Genomic DNA, 17,815 nt, shown 5'->3' with positions numbered 1-17,815 from the left:
GAGGGGGAAGAAGGATGGGACTGCTCGAAAAAATTCATGAGCCGAAGGACTTGCGTGGGTTGAATCTGACAGACCTAAATAGTCTGGCGCAGGAGATTCGGCAAGAAATGATTAAAGTGGTCTCCAAAAATGGAGGGCATTTAGCGCCGAACCTTGGGGTCGTGGAACTAACCTTGGCGTTACACCGAATATTTAATAGCCCCCATGATAAGATTGTCTGGGATGTTGGTCATCAAACCTATGTGCATAAGCTCTTAACCGGACGGCTCAAACAGTTTAAGACGATTCGCCAATATAAAGGCTTGTCCGGCTTTCCCAAACGGGGGGAAAGTGCCCACGACAGTTTTGAAACCGGACACTCCAGTACTTCCATTTCGGCAGCTGTTGGGTTTGCTAAAGCTCGGGATGTTCTCCAAGAGAGTCACCACGTTGTGGCTGTCATTGGAGATGGAGCTATGACTGGCGGAATGGCCTATGAGGCCTTAAATCATGCGGGACATAGTGAGACAAATGTGATCGTGGTCTTGAATGATAATGAGATGTCCATTTCTCCTAACGTGGGGGCAATGTCTACATATCTTAATCGATTGAGGACAGATCCACTCTATGATAAACGTAAAGAGGATCTGGAATACTTATTGAAACGAATTCCCGGAATAGGACCTCAGGTTGCTAAGTTAGCAGCTAAAGCCAAAGACAGCCTAAAATATTTGCTGGTACCAGGATTACTTTTTGAAGAATTGGGTTTCACATACTTAGGGCCGATTGATGGACATGATCTGGCTTTGGTCGAAAAGGTATTAGACCAAGCTAAGAATAAGAAAGGGCCCGTTCTGGTCCATGTCGTGACTTGTAAAGGAAAAGGGTACAAACCTGCTGAGGAAAATCCGGATATCTTTCATGGGATAGGCCCTTTTGATCCCGAAACCGGAAAAGTGACTAAGAAACCTGCTCCTCCGACCTATACGGCGGTTTTCGGAGAGACCCTTTGTCAGCTTGCCAGGGAAAATCCAAAAATCGTGGCAATTACTGCGGCGATGCCAGGTGGAACAGGTCTTAATGAGTTCGCCAAGGAATTACCGGATCGTTTCTTCGATGTTGGAATTGCGGAACAACATGCCGTTACCTTTGCTGCAGGATTGGCATTCGGGGGGTTAAAGCCTGTTGTTGCCATCTATTCCACCTTTTATCAAAGAGCCTATGATCAAGTCCTGCATGACGTCTGTTTGCAACAGGCTAATGTTGTCTTAGCGATTGACCGGGCCGGAATTGTTGGGGATGATGGACCTACGCATCATGGTGTATTTGACATATCCTTTTTTAGGATCATTCCTAACTTGGTCTTCATGGCACCTAAAGATGAAAATGAATTGCGCCATATGCTCTATACAGCGATAAAACATGACGGACCTGTTGCCCTGCGCTATCCGAGATCAGCCGGACAGGGCGTAACGCTGGATAAAAAGTTAAAGCAAATCCCCATTGGTAAAGCAGAAGTCTTAAGGGACGGTCGGGACGTTACCTTAATCGGAATTGGTCCCATGGTTAATACTTGTCTCCTTGCAGCTCAAGAATTAAGTTATCGCGGCGTAGATGCTGCAGTCATTAACTTGCGGTATATAAATCCTCTAGATCGGAAACTCTTATCACATTACGCTCAGCTTACAAAAAAAATAATCACCATAGAAGACCATTCTCTTAAAGGAGGCATGGGCAGCGCGATTTTGGAATTTCTTGAAGAAGAAGGAATCGATGGTGTAACAGTTGAACGCTTGGGATATCCAGGGTTCGTCGATCAAGGATCCATTCCTCATTTGTTTACGGTCCATGGCTTATCGACTAAAGGAATCGTGCAAGCAGCAGAACGATTAAAATTGTTTCGTGACGTCGCGCAATCTTAAAATAGTTCCTGCTCACTGATAAAAGGACGGGGTACAGTGGCTAAAGGAAAAGAACGTATTGATGTATTAATCGTCAAGAACGGGTTGGCAACCAGTCGTGAAAAAGCGAAAGCTATGGTAATGGCAGGGATAGTGTTTGTCGGAGGGCAACGCGTGGATAAGCCCGGATCGGAATTATCTCAAGATGCGTTGATTGAATTGAAAGGTGAAATCCTGCCGTTTGTTTCACGTGGCGGATTAAAGTTAGCTAAGGCTCTGGAAGCCTTTCCAATCTCGTTTAAGGATAAAGTAGTGGTCGATATAGGCGCTTCGACGGGGGGCTTTACAGATTGTGCCTTGCAAAATGGAGCAAAACGAGTTTATGCCGTAGATGTAGGGTATGGACAGTTAGACTGGAAACTCCGAACTGATCCGCGGGTAGTTTCAATGGAGCGAGTAAATGCTCGTTATCTCTCAACGGACACTTTGCCGGAGAAGGTGGACTGGATCGTTTCCGATGTAGCGTTTATCTCAATTACGAAGATATTTCCTGCAATGATAGCTATTCTTAAAGATGATGGACAAGTAGTATCCCTAATTAAGCCTCAATTTGAAGCCGGACGAGAGCATGTCGGGAAAAAGGGCGTGGTTAAAGACAAAAATGTACATAAACAGGTTATTGAGACTGTCCTTGGGCAAGCAGAAGGTATAGGATTTCAGGTCTTAGGGTTAGATTATTCACCAATTCGCGGCCCAGAGGGAAATATTGAATATTTGGCTTGGTTGGGTTTGCAAAATGAATCGGGAATAGATTGGCATTCAGAGCTGGAACTTGTAGTTCACAACGCTCAGAAAGAGACGGAATAATAAAATGGAAAAAATCGTTGGTTTGTGGCGCAATATGAGTAAACCAGAAGCCTTGACATTGGCTCCTAAAATTGAGGCGTGGTTTCGAGCTCGCGGCTGGGACGTTTTAACAGAGTGGGAGGATATTATCAAGCAAAAAGCGGAATTCCTGATATCCTTAGGAGGGGATGGTACCCTTCTCCAAGCAGCGCGTGAAGCCTCCTCGTTCGGAATCCCTGTTTTGGGGGTTAATTTTGGGCGCTTAGGGTTTCTGTGTGAAATTGAACGTGAAGAAGTTTACGGTGCTTTGGAAAAGATTCTGAGCAAAGATTTTGAAATCCAAGAGCGTTTAATGTTGAATGTAGTTGTTAACGGTGGCGCTGAGGACGGAATTTCTTACAGGGTCTTAAATGATGTTGTGTTTTCCAGAGAAGGCAGAGATGGAATAATTACTCTGCAAGCAAACCTTTCGGGAGAACCCACCGTAAGCTATCCAGCGGACGGCTTGATTGTTTCTACTCCAACCGGTTCCACTGCCTATTCACTTTCTGCCGGCGGACCTATCATCAGTCCTAATGTTCAAGCAATCTTACTCACTCCGTTAGCTGCACACTCTCTCTCAGCTCGTCCTATGCTTGTCTCAGATGAGGAGGAAATCCAAATTCTTTTAGCTAACGGAGAAAAGTGTATGGTGACTTTCGATGGCCGTCAAAGCATCGTAATTTATTCAGGCCAAACCGTCATTATAAAAACTGATCCGATAAAAGCGTTATTAATCCGGTTGGGTACGCGCAGTTTTCCTCAGGTCGTTCGAGAAAAGCTAAGAGATCGTTGGCATGAGTAAGTGCGAAGCACGAGGCACGAGGCACGAGGTGCGAATTACGAGCGGTTATGCACAATGCCAGAGGTTCGAGCTTCGAGCTTCGCGCATCGGGCATCGCGAAAGGAGGGGTAGTGTATGAAAGCACGTCGCCAGATGAAGGTTCAAGAAATCATCACAAAGCAAATTATTCATACTCAGGAAGATCTTGCAGATAAACTGCGCTTAGCCGGTTTCGATGTAACACAGGCAACAGTTTCTAGGGATATTAAGGAAATGGGATTGATTAAAGTCCCTAGTCAGGGAGACGAATATCGCTATGCTGTTCCGAGCGAACATCATCCAGCAAACTTGCAAGACCGTCTTAAGCGTTTATTAAGAGAGGCTATGGTTTCCATTAATGATACTGACAGTCTTATTGTAATTCGAACTATACCAGGAAATGCACATGCCTTAGCCGCTGTTATGGATAATAGCAACTGGGAAGAACTCATTGGAACAGTAGCCGGAGATGACACTATTCTTTTGGTTATTAAGCCAAAAGAGGCTGTTCAGACGGTCCTGGGACGGATAAGCGCCTTGCTTGGGTAGGAGGTTTTGTTATGCTAGCAGAGTTGCACGTAGAGAATTTTGGACTAATGGAGACAGTTCGTCTGAATTTCGGTTGTGGTTTAACTGTATTTACAGGAGAAACCGGCGCAGGAAAATCAATGCTGATCGACGCGCTTGGGGTTCTTTTAGGTGGACGTGCCAGTACAGATCTTATCCGGCATGGAGAATCACGAGCACGAATCGAAGGCGTCTTCGATGATCTGGCACCTGAGTATTTACTGAGGCTTGAAGAGGCTGGTTATCCGGCGGAAGACGGGCAATTATTTCTTTTTCGTGAAATAAACTCCACAGGAAAAAATGTCTGTCGTGTTCAAGGCCGGTCAATTCCGTTAACCCTCTATCGTTCGCTTTGTGTAGGGCTTGTAGATATTCACGGTCAAATAGAACATCTTTCTCTCTTTCGCCCCGAAACCCATCAAGATCTTTTGGATGACTTGGGGGGGCTCCAAGTTGAAGTGGATGTGGTGAATGAAGCGGCCAAAACCTACCAGAGGATTATCCGTAAAGAGCGTGAATTATCCATTTCAGAAGATGAACGTCAAAAACGTGAAGAGTTTCTTCGTTATCAAATCGAGGAGATTGAACGGGTTAGTCCGGTGCCGGGCGAAGAAGAAGAACTCCTTCAGGAAAAGAAACGCCTAAGCAACTCGGAGAGAATTACCAGTCTGGTCTCTGAAGCCTATGGAGCACTCTATGAAGGTTCAGTGGGCAAACCGGCAGCCTTTGATATGTTAGGGCAGGCGCGCAAAGCTCTGCAAGAATTAGATCGTTTAGATGACACATTAAATGTTTATGAACAAATCGAGTCAATCTATTACTCGGCGGAAGACTTAGCTGAACAAATTAGGGCGTATCGTGATAATTTTGAGTTCGAACCGGAAAGACTCGACCAGATCGAAGAGCGTCTTATTCTACTCAAAAAGCTTCGGAGATTTGGGACAACGATTGAAGAAGTTTTGGAAAAACATGCGAGCATGCTTGAAGAATTGGATCAAATCACTCATGTTCAGGAGCAGTTCGAAAAGATACATAACGAGAAACAGACAACTCGAAAAGCCTATGAAATTGTTGCTGAGCAACTAAGCTTAAAACGGCGCGAAATAGCAACGGGTATCGAGAACGGATTGGCGCTTGAACTTGCGGATTTAGGCTTAGAGAAAAGCCGATTTGAAGTTCGGTTTATGCCGAATGAGGAGCCTGCCAAGGGTGGCGCAGAAACAGCTGAATTTTATTTCTCCGCCAATTTGGGAGAGCCGCCTAAACCCTTAGCGAAAGTCGCTTCCGGAGGGGAAATGTCGCGCTTGATGCTGGCTTTAAAAAGTCTGCTGGCGAAAGTTGAGTCGGTTGGAACCTTCATCTTCGATGAGGTAGACAGTGGAGTCGGAGGCAGAACAATTCATAGAGTCGGTGAAAAATTGGCTAAAATCGCCCAGGATAAACAAGTTTTTTGTATCACACATGCCGCACAAGTTGCAGCCTTTGCAGAGGCCCACTATGGTATAGTTAAAGAAGTCAACGAGGAAAGGACTCGAACTCGAGTTGACTCGTTATCTGAGGTTGACCGTGTTGAAGAACTTGCACGAATGCTTGGGGGCGGGGAAATAGAAATAACACGTAAACACGCTCAAGAATTACGGCAACGCTCTGCTCGTGGCACAATGTTCGGGGCATAATACACGAAGGGCGAGACTGATTTACGAAGCACAAAATTTACAATATAGGAGAGATTTGAATCTATAGGTGTCAGCCTAAGGATTTCAAAAAGTGAATTTAAGTAGGTTTTAAAATAGATTGCGTAAAGTTATTTATGCAATCTTTTTATATTGTCTAATTTGCCATTGTTTTAAAGAATATGGAACACTTTTGTCAGGATGAAACAGAAGTGATTTGGATAATTTAACATTAGAATTCAAACAAAAAACCTTCACTTCACTTATTATATTGACCGCTCTAAAACGAGGAAAAAGGGGAGATACAATGGGGAGAATAGAGTGGAGGATGATAAGAGAGTGAAAAAAAGAAGCATTTTATTATTAATCAGTCTCTTGTTTTGCACCTTCCTTCAACTGTTAGTTGAATTGCCTCAGATTCATCAAACTCAAGTTAGTCACCAGGAATCTAACTTTAAGGGTATTTGGTCCAGTATTATTCAAGTAGAGAAAACCTCACCTAATCACAAGACGGTTTCAGTAGCTGCTTCAGGAGTGTCTCATTCTCAGATGTCAGAAAAAATGGATGTCGCTTATAAACTTTTTGGGATTTTTCCGTTAAGTTCAGGGGAAGTCGAAGTAATGAATCCCATAAAATTAATACCCGGAGGGCAATCGATTGGTGTAACCTTACAAACTAAGGGTGTTATGGTCGTGGGACAGGCTCCTGTATTAGACAAAAACGGAAAGAACTCATTTCCTGCGAAAGAAGCTGGGATCCAAGTTGGGGATATCCTTTTGAAAATTGAAAATCAGGAAGTTAAAACGGATCAAGAGGTATCCAATGCCATCAATCTAGCAGGAAAACAAAAAGGATCTGTAAATGTTATATTTAAGCATCAAGATCAAGTTGTAGAGAAAACAGTGCATCCAATTTTTTGTGTTGAGACAGGAAGATACCGCATGGGTTTATTTGTTCGAGACGAAGCAGCAGGAGTCGGGACTCTCTCATTTTTAGATCCGGTTACTAATCTATATGGTGCATTAGGACATGTAATAACAGATGCGGATACTAATCAGAAGATTGAAGTCTATGATGGTAAAATCATTGCGTCAACAATATATGCTATTGAAAAAGGGAAACGAGGGCATCCAGGCGAAAAAATCGGTTCCTTTGTTCCTAACTCTATTTTTAGTGGAACCATTGAAAAAAATACTATGACCGGTATATTTGGTAAAATGAGTGGACGAATTGAGAATCCTTATTTCAAAGAAGCTATCCCGGTTGGTTGGGAATCGGAGGTTAAAGTTGGTCCGGCTAAGATTTACACGGTAATACAAGGAGAAAAGATAGAGGAGTTTACTGTTAATATCGATCGTGTCATGAAAAATCGAACGGACAGCAAAAATATGATTGTGAGAGTAACAGATCCAAGGCTCCTGGAAGTCACAGGTGGTATCATCCAAGGAATGAGTGGTAGCCCGATTGTTCAGGATGGGAAACTAATCGGAGCAGTAACTCACGTTTTCGTGAATGACAGTCAGCGGGGTTATGGAGTCTTCATTCAAAACATGCTGAATGACAGTTCTCAACTCGATAAGAAAGAAGCGGCTTAAAGATTAACTTGGAAAATTAATATATTAGAGCAGCCTTTCTATAGGCTGCTCTAAATAATTCAAAATAAAAATTGTAAAATTCTATGGGGAAAAGAAGGAGTATTTAAACAATTGTCGAAAATATAAATTGAATGCGGCTGAAATGAGGGGGATCCTGGGAATGCAAAGGCCTATACGTGTGCTACTAGCGGATGACAACCGAGAATTTGTCGAGGTAGTTAAAGAGTATATTGAACGGCAGGAAGATATGAGCCTTGTTGGGGTGGCATATCATGGAAATGAGGCTCTGGAATTAATTTCTCGGGAAGAACCTCATGTAGTGTTATTAGATATTATTATGCCCCACCTTGACGGGTTAGGTGTATTGGAAAAACTCCAGAATGCACCTCTTAGACCAAAAATAATTATTTTAACTGCCTTTGGGCAGGAATCAATGACCCAGCGAGCAGTAAGTCTTGGAGCAAATTACTACATTTTAAAACCTTTTGACTTAGACATCTTAGGTAAACGTATTCGCCAATTACAAGATGATTTTTCAAGCTCCGTAAATATTGCTTCAAACTCTAGTACCGTGTCTAATCGAAACAGTGTCTCAAACGCTAACTCCAATTCAAATTCCAATTCTAATTCGCAAATTTCCACCGGGATACTGCCTCCAACCTCTAAAAACCTAGAGGTCGAAGTGACAAGGATGATTCACCAGATGGGAGTGCCTGCTCACGTCAAGGGGTACCAGTACTTACGAGATGCTATTGTAAACGTGGTGTCTGATGTCTCACTGCTTGGAGCAGTTACCAAAGAGCTGTATCCGATGATTGCTGTAAAATATCAAACAACTCCCAGTCGTGTTGAACGGGCTATTCGTCATGCCATTGAATTGGCTTGGGATCGTGGAAATGTAGATTTCATGAATCGCTTTTTTGGGTACACCATTAATGTCGATCGCGGTAAACCCACCAATTCGGAATTCGTGGCAATGGTGGCTGATAAACTGCGTATGTCAATACTGTATTAGGAATCTACTGATACCAAGGGTTACAGGGTTTATAAAACGGAAATTAAGCCTACAAACTATTTGAACTAGGTTTGAAAATCAATTATAAACCTACAAACTAGTTTTATTGATTGTAATAAACTTTCTGTCTGCAAACATCTCTATGTTGAAAAAACTTGGAGGTGTTTTTTGCATGAAATTATCACAGTTTGACATGAGTATTGAAGAATTTATGCTATATTGTTCCAGTAAAAATCTTTCTAAAAAGACCATAATGGCATATGAACAAACGCTAAAACTCTTTTCCGACTACATGAAGAAATCATACGAAATTGAAAAGGTTGAAGGCGTTACTAAAGCCCATATCCGACACTATGTAAATTTCCTACAAGAACGTGGGAAATATAATAGAATTAAAGTAGATATTACTAAAAATAACTTTCTTGCCCGTGCTGATTGTGGAAAACCAATAAGTGTGAATACCATCAATAATTATGTCAGAAATATTAAGGTGTTTTTCAATTGGTTAGCGGATGAAGAAGAGATTAATAAAAATCCCGTTGATAAAATTAAACTTCTTAAAGGTTCTGAAAGAATGAAACCACTTCTCAATGAAGGTGAAATTAATTCGATTCTGAATTCCTTTGATAAAACTAAATTTGATGGATATAGAAATTATATTATTACCTTGTTTATATTTGATACAGGGGTCAGAATTACTGAGTGTTTGAACATTAATGTGCGAGATTTAGATTTATCTAATAAGGCAGTCGTTTTGAGATATACCAAAAATAAAAAGGAAAGACTTGTTTTCTTTTCAAATAGGATGAGAAAAGAATTGCAACGATGGATTCAATTCAAGGATAGATATTTTTCAAATGAATTATTATTTCCTTCAAATAGGGGAAATATCATGCTTCTAGGGACTTATGAAACTGCCTTACGTAAGATTGGTCAAAAGAATAGCATTGAATTATTCCCCCACAGAATTAGGGCAAATTTCGCTCAATACTATTTGCTCAATGGGGGTGATCTCTATTCGCTAAGTCGTATTATGGGTCATTCATCTTTAGAGGTAACCAAGGTTTATCTGCAATTAGATAATGAGAGTGTGGGTAGGCAATATCAAAAATTTAGTCCACTAAATGGTATTAACATCGATTAAGGCAAAAACCTTATCAACCTATTGACTTAAACTTCTTAAGACGTACTTTGTGTGCGTCAGAATGAAAATACTCATCACTGTTAAAAGGATGAGTGTTTTTGTTAAATAAGCGTCCTTCAAAGGAAGATATCATAAGCTTTAATACATACAAGAGCTGAAGCAACCTATTAATAAATGAGGGGTATGAGCTACTCAGAACATTTTCGCAGGCAAAAACCTTGCTAGCATACTTTAAACCCCGTAGAAGACAATTACGTGGCTGTGGATGTAAGTTATGATGTTGGATGCTTTCCCTTAAAGGAAATCTAATTAACAATAAAAAACTACTCAACCTCTTTTAAAAGAGGTTGAGTAGTTTTTTAGTAGGAAGCCTCTGAATAGACTAAACAAATAGTTTTACAGATAGAGTACATCTAACTAGTATATAGCGAAGGTAAGTTCGGGTTAGAATATTATGATAGGTATTACAGTAAAAATTCCGCTCATATGGAGCGGAATTAAATTCTTAGATAACTAAAAAAGCTTGACTATTTTAACTATCATGCTATGATTAAAGGGATTATTTAAATCAATATAAATAATTATAGCATGATCATTATAGATCTAGTATACAGATACTAGATTCCTTTGTCAAATTATTTTTTTATTTATTTCTATAAACTGCTAGAGAGGAATGGTTAGAATTTATTATATTTAATTTGGTCTAGACGGTATACTTGATATCATTACTTTATTGGAGGGTATAAAACAATGGAAGAAGAAAAAAGACCTTACTACGATATGCTTCTGGCTCGTAAGGAACGTGGAGAGAAGCTCAATTTACAGGATTTGAACTTTGATAACTTACGCCAGTTGTGGTGGTTCGAAATATGTTATGATGATAAGATTGCTGAATTATTCGATGTTACAATAAAGGAAGCGAAAAACTATCGATATAAACTAAATGTAAAACAACAGTATATGCAAGAGTTAGACTACCGAAAAAAAATTGATAAATACCTAGATATGGTGGAAATGCATAAAAAGGAAATGTGTGATTCATATGAAAAGAAAATCAATGAGTTGAAAAGAAGAATTAAAGAACTCGAAAAAAATCAGAAATAAACTGTTTAGTGTAAGTGGTCTTAGAGGAAAGCTTGTATTAAAACATGTCTAAACGGTGAAATGTTCAAGCTTACTTTAGAGTAATAGAAAGTAATCATTGGATATGAGACTCAGTAGTATGTGAAAATGTACCCGATCAACTCCATACTCCTATGTAAAGGAAATGAAAGAATAGGTTTCGAAATTGAGAAAGCAAAGGTTATCTCACGGTTTTTTGTGGAGTTCTGGGCATCTGTGACAGAAGACTACGATTTAGGTACTTTCCAACAGCTAATGAAGCTACTCCAGAAACACGGCGATGAACTGTTTTTTGTTACAGTATAGATGCATGTCACATTACTGTAATGCCTTGCCTGGGGTACATGAACCAGAGAGTGAAGACTCTGATAGATAATATTATCAGAGCTTGTTAAATATCATTTGAGGAACGAGGGGAGACTCAGACGGTTGATTAAGGAGCCAAAATGATGTTAATAGTGAAAATTAGTATATAAAGTGTTCTAAATAGGAAGAAGATTTATAGCTTTATTAAGGATTTGTTTCGCGTGAAAACGATGGTAAGTATCAACGTTTAAAGAAGCTGTAAAGCATAAATAGGGGGAAGGGACTCTGGAAGTTAAAACAAGTAATTTAAGGGTTGGTCAAGTGGTAAAAAACAATCGAGAAATGAGCATGTTACTGGGTGAGGTTTATAAAAAAGATGGAAAAGGTAGAATTTTGCAGGAGCAGAATTGGAAGCGTTATTTCAGGGCTAGAAAGAATGGTAATAAATACATCATTGAAGAAGTTTATGAAAAAGCAAAGCCTAAAATAAACCTGAAGAAAGGAAATAACAATAGCAATGTTTATGGTGAAATTGTCCAAAAATTAATTATGAATATGCTTATAAGCAATAATGGTAAATTAGAGAATTCTATAAACTATTTCTTGAAAGAGCTTTCCTTAATTAATGATAATTACATTTATTTCCAATATACTAATCAAGACTTTGCAGAGAGGCAAAATATCAATGAATTTTATATTCGAGAATTTTACCAAAAAACTAAAGGTAACCTCCGAGATATATTTGAAAGAGCTTTACAAAATCTAGGGAAAGAAAAATATCTGAAATGGGAAAAGAAGATAACTGTTAAAACTGTTGATGAAAAAGTTGAGTCACTAGATATTTATCGGGTTGCGACCCCTAAAGAAGTTGAAGTAATTCAAAAGGCTAAGGAAAAAGTATTAAGAGAGATGAACTTTGATACTATTCAAAAAGTTATATTTAGTGGTAAATATATAGAATATGATAATAAGTTAAAAGAGATCCTTTGGAAAGATGCCAAGATCTACTTTTATTATTATAAATATAAAATTAAAATGATTGAACTTTGTTGTGAAATAGATCTAACCAGTATAAACGAATTGAAGTCAGAGTTGAATAATTTATTTGCGAGTAACACAATTAAACAGGCAGAAACTAGGCATTTAGATACTATTAGAAAGTTTAAGTTAGCAATAGGAAGTAAAAAGTTGATGAAATATCAAGAATTTAGGCTTGATGATGAGTATACAGAAAAATTTAAAAAGTTAGTTTCAATTTTAATTGATAAGAAAGCAGAAATTTTTAAAAAGACTATCTAGATTAAAGTTGTCACCTTTGAGAACCTAATATATATTTTTATATTAGGTTCTCAAAGGTGACAACTAATAAGAAGAGACTTAGAAATTTACTATCTAATATATTGATCCACTCATTTTGTAAAAACCTTATGTTTTATTTTCTTTCACTCCGCTTCGCTACGTGAGAAAAGTAAAAGCCTAAGCGTTTTGACGGGTTTTACATAAAAGAAAATTATCATTTCATTTTCTTTGCATTAAGATGTGTGCAATACACTGTGGCCTTTTATAGCATACGAATCCCCGAATTTTCTATGGAATTGGTGCTTGGTAAATGATTTGTTTTATGAAACTTCACCACTTATAATCCCTTGATAATTCGGCATTAATAGACCAAAAAGGTAAAAATCCGTTTGGTTGCTATAAAAGAGGAAAGTCTTTACAATACTATGGTTTATTGAATCGTACACGATTAAAGATTTTTAACGAATTAAATGTTTTAATTATGCTTCAGTTATATACAGTGTGAATTTTATTTTGCAGAAAGTACTTGCTAAATTTTTTCTAAACATACTGATTTTACTGGGGTTTTAGGGGTGCTTTCGTAAAGAAAGAAATTCTATAAATATATAGAAAGGAGTAGTAGAGGCTACTCAAATATTACCCACATTTAAATAAGAGTAATATTTGAGTAAGGCATTTAATATTTGGTTGCTCAAGGGAAATTGCAGTTTCAAATTGACTCATAAATTATACCTTGACCCCTTTAAATAGGATATTTTACAAAACACTAAAAAGCTTTGATATGACTGGGTTCTATGGAATTGAACTTTATTAGAATTGACCTCTAAGGCGTTAGAAATGATTCGAATGCAAGGATTCACCATATAGGTAATTCCAACGGCTTAGAGCATCGTAAACTGAATTAAGTATCTCTCAAAGTTTTAATATAATATTTTAATAAAGTACGCAAATAACACATCATCATCCATATACCTGTTATGTGTTACGAACCATACGGTAATTGTATTTATAAAAAGGAGGGAATTACTTAGAAACAATTACTAACAAGGGTTGTGTCGAGTATCAGACGAGAATGCATTAATTAGTACAACTCATTAAAATAATCATATGTTTCTATACCTCGAATTTTTGAATCAATATATCTACTATTTTCATTGAAATTATCTGTGTTTACACTATTCTGGCAATCGTCATATATATCACTTTTATTTCCAGTAAAATCTAAAATAAGAGATTGAGGTATGTTGGCTTTTATCATATTTATAATTGCATATTTAGTTAAGCCACTTTGCGTAAACTGACTTCTATCAAGAATTCTAAGATTTATATCTATAAGGTTTTCATTATAAAATAAATCTTCTATATCTTTCAATATATCAGTTGTATAATCATTATCAATCATTTTTCCATTACGATTAAAAAATAAGTAATTCCCTTTTGAATTATGATGAGCTTTCTCTCTTAGTTTATATAATTTCTTAAAAAGAAAAATAATATTATTGGGTAATCTAGAAATGTAGAGATTATTATTATTACTCTCCGAAGGTATTTTGATATAATTGTATTCTAAATTAACACTGTCTGCAGGCAATTCAAATAATTTCTCTGGTTTCAACCCTAATAATAAAAATAGTTTCAAAATTATTAGGCATTGTGTGGATTTTACCGATTTATATTGAGTAAGTTTAGGATTACTAATTAAGTAATTATTTATAAATTTAAATTCTTCTTCTTGTAAACTTGGATATTGTTGTCGAGGTTTTAAAAATATCTTGTTTTCATTTAATAATATCTTTATTTTAGCATATATCTGCTTCAATTCTTCAGAGTTATTAAATACCCTTATCAAATTAGTGTTTTCAATGTTTTTACTATAGTTCAAGAACTTGAAAAAAGCATTAAAAGAGATTAAGGAATCATATATAGCCTGTTCAAAAGTTAATCTTTTATCTTTAATATAGAATACCGTTGATTCAATTAAATCATTGTGAGTAATGGTATACTTAAATAAACTCTCCATTGCTTTAGGATCACTATTGTCAACTCCGTCATAGGTTTGAGTTAAATAGCTGAATAATACCTTTACTTTTGGCACATATTGATCACTTGTGAAAGAAGTAGGACAATTATTCTCAAATTCTCTGATTAGAGAATCGATATAGGTTGTATTATTCATCATAAGTAAGAGCCTCCTATAAATAACCATAATGTATTAAAAGGTTATAGGTATATAGGACTTTAACCCCCGACCAAGTTCAGGTGGCATGTACAACCTTTGTTACAGGACAAGGGTTTAATTTGTTTTGCTCCAAGAATGTCCGTTAATAACGGTATCAAGCCTAGATGATAGTCCGTTAGTTAAGTCCTGCATTCCCTCTTTATTTGGTAAATATATAAGTACTCTATGGTTTTTTAAATCGGATGGAATGTCATCAATGCTTTGGGAAATTGGAATAACAATTTTACCTAATGTATGTGCGATCCCTACTTCATAGAAAACATTTGGGTTTTTCCCCGTGAAATCAACCACCACGATTTTGGAGCAAAATATTAGTTCGAAAATATCCTGAATAAATGTGCTATTTTTCCATAAATCGTCAGCTCGATAACATTGTAATGTCAGCTTTGAACATGATTCTTTGATTGCAGAATATGTTTGATTAAAGCTAGAAGCAAAAGGCATCATAACGCTTACTAAATCGTTTTGAACTGGTCTATCGGGAATACTGAAAACCGATGGTACTATAGCAATCTTCCTTTGAGACTTATTATTGTAATCTATCGCGGTTGACACAAAGATGTCTTTCTTATTGGCGCTTTGTGCCTTTTGCACTAAGCCTTTTACTCTTGCTAAATTGGTTTTTGCTCTTTCATTTTTAGGGTCTTTTTGAAGTGACTTTTCAAAAAAGTAGTAGGATTTACCTAAATCTTCTTTCTCATAAATTAAGCCTAGATTATTATTAGTAGCACTACATCCTTTGCCAATTCGTATGCCATATTCGTATGCCATCTTAGCATCTTTCGAGTAACCTCTTTCATTTAATGAGTAAGCAATTTCGAAGAAATGCTCATCCATATTGACTTTTTCTTTATTTTCAAAGTAAAGAGTACATATGATTTCATATTCTTTTAGTTCATATATACTTTCTATTAACGAAGTATCGTAAATCAAACTTCGAAAGATATCTTTGTGCGTTTGTGCAAATTTGTTGTTTTTATAAATGTCAATTAAAGTTTTGATATATTCTATTTCATAGGAATACCTAATAGTTTCCTTGAAATCTTTAATTAAAGTATTTAATAGCTTAATGTTTTGGGAAAGTTCGATATCAGAATCTGATTCAAAAATCTTGATGAAACTATTAATAACTATGTTTGAATTATAATTTTCATATTCTTTAGCAAATATCTCTGATTCATCTTTTAAGTACAAACATCCCAAATTTATATAAAAATCCAGTAGGTTATAATGTAGAATGTTTTTGCTTTCAATTAATTGTAGTTGTTTCATGTCTTCTATTAATTCATTAGATAAAGTAACCTCTTTTGGTTCTTCTCCATTAAAGAGTTGTATAGTCTCATTGAATAAATGTGCAATTGAAAAACACCATTTGTTGAGAATTTTTAAATCAGTACGGGATAGAACTTTATAAAAAGATATTAGAACATTTACAATTTTTTCACTGGGATAATTAGACATAAAACGACGCTGATTATCTTCATCGGTAAGTTCTATGCATGTATCATAAGGAAAAATAGATAATTCATCTATTTCTAACAATTGTACAACTTTGATTAGTTGGTCATCTAATACTCCCAAATTAGTCGAACATATTAAATGATTAAGTATAAATGGAATATGATCTTGCTTAATTTGCTGATCTCTTATTAGCCTTTCAAAGAAACCCGAAGTTTTTTTTGCCTCCATTTCTAGACACTCTTTATACATACCATTAGCACAATAAAGTTCCTTCATCCTGCAAACTAAAAAGAAATCCAAATAACTCAAATATTTTTTGTCTGTGTCCGTATTCTCAGCGACCAATTTATCTTTATGTCTTTTGGCATATTCTAATAAAGGGACAACTTTTTCAGAGGAATTAAAACTATCATAATTATTGCTATCATCTGGGAAGAGAATCCGTATTAAACCCATTAAAGAAGTTACATTAAAATCGGGTTTGGAACTCACAATATACACCCTCTCTGTGAAAACATACAATTAATATTTCTTCTTCCAAATGGTATTTCCTGCAAAAATTATAGGTTAATAGAAAAACTTTCCACATTCTTGAAAGATATTGTCAAAAAGGTTTATCTCTCTTTCGCCATCAGATAATAACTCTACTGTTTTTGGTAGGAATTGAATTCACAACTTAATTCCTCGACTACTCTCTGTAAGTCTCATACCCAGTAATCAGGATATTTTACGTTATAATTTTTTGCAAGTATCTGTATCACAAGGTGTACCTTTTAATACGAATTAAGCCTATTTTAGGATGTAGTCATACCAATGCTTCCAGAACATGTGGTATGTGTCATAAGGTATGTAAATCAATTATTAAACGTATCATATATTCGATTGATCTTTTGATACGCCTGCGATACACTGTATCTATAGTAAATATGGAGGCGTTGAGATATGAATAAAGTTTATGGGTATGCAAGAGTAAGCACAAAGGAACAGAACTTAGATCGGCAGATAGTAGAATTAGAAAAGTATGTTGCTAATGAGAGGGATATCATCACAGATAAGGCAAGCGGTAAAGACTTCAATAGAGTTGGATATATGTCCCTAAGGGATACCCTACTTAGAGAAGGTGATACACTTGTCATTAAAGAACTGGATCGGCTAGGCAGAGATATGAACATGATAAAAGAGGAATGGAACACATTGCTCAAAAAGGGTGTTGATATCATTATTATAGATACCCCAATGCTAAACACTAAGGGTAAGGATACACTAGAAAAAACTTTAATAAGTAATATAGTCTTTGAATTACTTTCATATATGGCACAGAAGGAAAGAGATAAGATTAAAGCTAGGCAAGCGGAAGGTATTGCATCACTAAAGGCAAGGAATAACGGTAAAGGAATAGGTAGACCTATAACGATAGAAGTCTCGGAAAGGTTTATGGATGCTCACAGGCAATGGAAAGCAGAAGAGATTACAGCAGTTAAAGCAATGGAGTTGAGTGGATTAAGTAAGGCTACATTTTACAGGAAGGTAAAAGAATACGAGGCTAAGAAGGGGTAATCTAACCCCTTCTTTTTGTCGGGGGCGGACTTTGCAACAATTTGACCACTCTTGACAAGCTATAATATACATAGTACATCTGCTCCAATAGGCAAGTTATTGACGGCTTACTTGGGTTTGATAACCCTATCAGAACATATGCTTTCTGGATTATTTTCTAATATTTGTATTTATAGCAGGAATATTGAGAAAATGTGTTGAACTTAGACGAGAGTAATTTATGTCTTCGCAAATCCCTTAACCTAATG

General features: G+C 36.8%; 13 protein-coding genes. 11 read left to right on the top strand and 2 right to left on the bottom strand.

All coding sequences use genetic code 11. The features are described 5' to 3' along the window. Positions 1–14: 14 nt before the first annotated feature. The 10 genes from dxs (at position 15) to M8E35_RS01470 (ending at position 12,310) form a co-directional block, all read left to right on the top strand. Positions 15–1,901: a 1-deoxy-D-xylulose-5-phosphate synthase gene (gene dxs / locus M8E35_RS01515; protein WP_252466951.1), complete on the top strand. Its 1,887-nt coding sequence runs from the start codon at positions 15–17 to the stop codon at positions 1,899–1,901. A gap of 36 nt (positions 1,902–1,937) precedes the next feature. After that, entirely contained in the window at positions 1,938–2,747 is an 810-nt protein-coding gene (locus M8E35_RS01510) for a TlyA family RNA methyltransferase (RefSeq protein ID WP_252466950.1), read from the top strand. Between the two features lie 4 nt (positions 2,748–2,751). Next, a complete protein-coding gene (locus M8E35_RS01505) occupies positions 2,752–3,570 on the top strand; it encodes an NAD(+)/NADH kinase (RefSeq protein ID WP_252466949.1) in 819 nt (272 codons plus the stop codon). A 114-nt stretch (positions 3,571–3,684) separates the two neighbouring features. Next, a complete protein-coding gene (gene argR / locus M8E35_RS01500) occupies positions 3,685–4,137 on the top strand; it encodes an arginine repressor (RefSeq protein ID WP_073030307.1) in 453 nt (150 codons plus the stop codon). 11 nt (positions 4,138–4,148) lie between these two features. Next, positions 4,149–5,831: a DNA repair protein RecN gene (gene recN, locus M8E35_RS01495; RefSeq protein ID WP_252466948.1), complete on the top strand. Its 1,683-nt coding sequence runs from the start codon at positions 4,149–4,151 to the stop codon at positions 5,829–5,831. A 336-nt stretch (positions 5,832–6,167) separates the two neighbouring features. After that, positions 6,168–7,424, top strand: coding sequence for a SpoIVB peptidase (gene spoIVB / locus M8E35_RS01490; protein ID WP_373887409.1), 1,257 nt, complete (start codon positions 6,168–6,170; stop codon positions 7,422–7,424). 160 nt (positions 7,425–7,584) lie between these two features. Then, positions 7,585–8,439: a sporulation transcription factor Spo0A gene (gene spo0A / locus M8E35_RS01485; RefSeq protein WP_252466945.1), complete on the top strand. Its 855-nt coding sequence runs from the start codon at positions 7,585–7,587 to the stop codon at positions 8,437–8,439. Positions 8,440–8,611: 172 nt separating this feature from the next. Then, positions 8,612–9,583: a tyrosine-type recombinase/integrase gene (locus M8E35_RS01480; RefSeq protein ID WP_252466944.1), complete on the top strand. Its 972-nt coding sequence runs from the start codon at positions 8,612–8,614 to the stop codon at positions 9,581–9,583. 750 nt (positions 9,584–10,333) lie between these two features. Beyond that, positions 10,334–10,687, top strand: a complete 354-nt coding sequence (locus M8E35_RS01475; protein ID WP_252466943.1) for a hypothetical protein — start codon at positions 10,334–10,336, stop codon at positions 10,685–10,687. A 645-nt stretch (positions 10,688–11,332) separates the two neighbouring features. Further along, a complete protein-coding gene (locus M8E35_RS01470; RefSeq protein ID WP_252466942.1) occupies positions 11,333–12,310 on the top strand; it encodes a hypothetical protein in 978 nt (325 codons plus the stop codon). A 1,081-nt stretch (positions 12,311–13,391) separates the two neighbouring features. Here M8E35_RS01470 and M8E35_RS01465 read toward each other — a convergent pair. Next, positions 13,392–14,489, bottom strand: a complete 1,098-nt coding sequence (locus M8E35_RS01465; protein ID WP_252466941.1) for a hypothetical protein — start codon at positions 14,487–14,489, stop codon at positions 13,392–13,394. Between the two features lie 114 nt (positions 14,490–14,603). Continuing rightward, on the bottom strand, positions 14,604–16,502 hold the full coding sequence (locus M8E35_RS01460) for a tetratricopeptide repeat protein (RefSeq protein ID WP_252466940.1): 1,899 nt from the start codon (positions 16,500–16,502) through the stop codon (positions 14,604–14,606). A 450-nt stretch (positions 16,503–16,952) separates the two neighbouring features. Here M8E35_RS01460 and M8E35_RS01455 point away from each other — a divergent pair, with 450 nt between their 5' ends. Continuing rightward, positions 16,953–17,567 (top strand): recombinase family protein, encoded by a 615-nt coding sequence (locus M8E35_RS01455; protein WP_252466939.1) that lies wholly within the window; start codon positions 16,953–16,955, stop codon positions 17,565–17,567. Positions 17,568–17,815 lie beyond the last annotated feature (248 nt).

Source organism: Desulfosporosinus nitroreducens (assembly GCF_023897015.1).
Lineage (GTDB): Bacteria > Bacillota > Desulfitobacteriia > Desulfitobacteriales > Desulfitobacteriaceae > Desulfosporosinus > Desulfosporosinus nitroreducens.
Note: the sequence above shows the minus strand (reverse complement) of the source record. Positions and strands in the feature narration are given on the sequence as shown.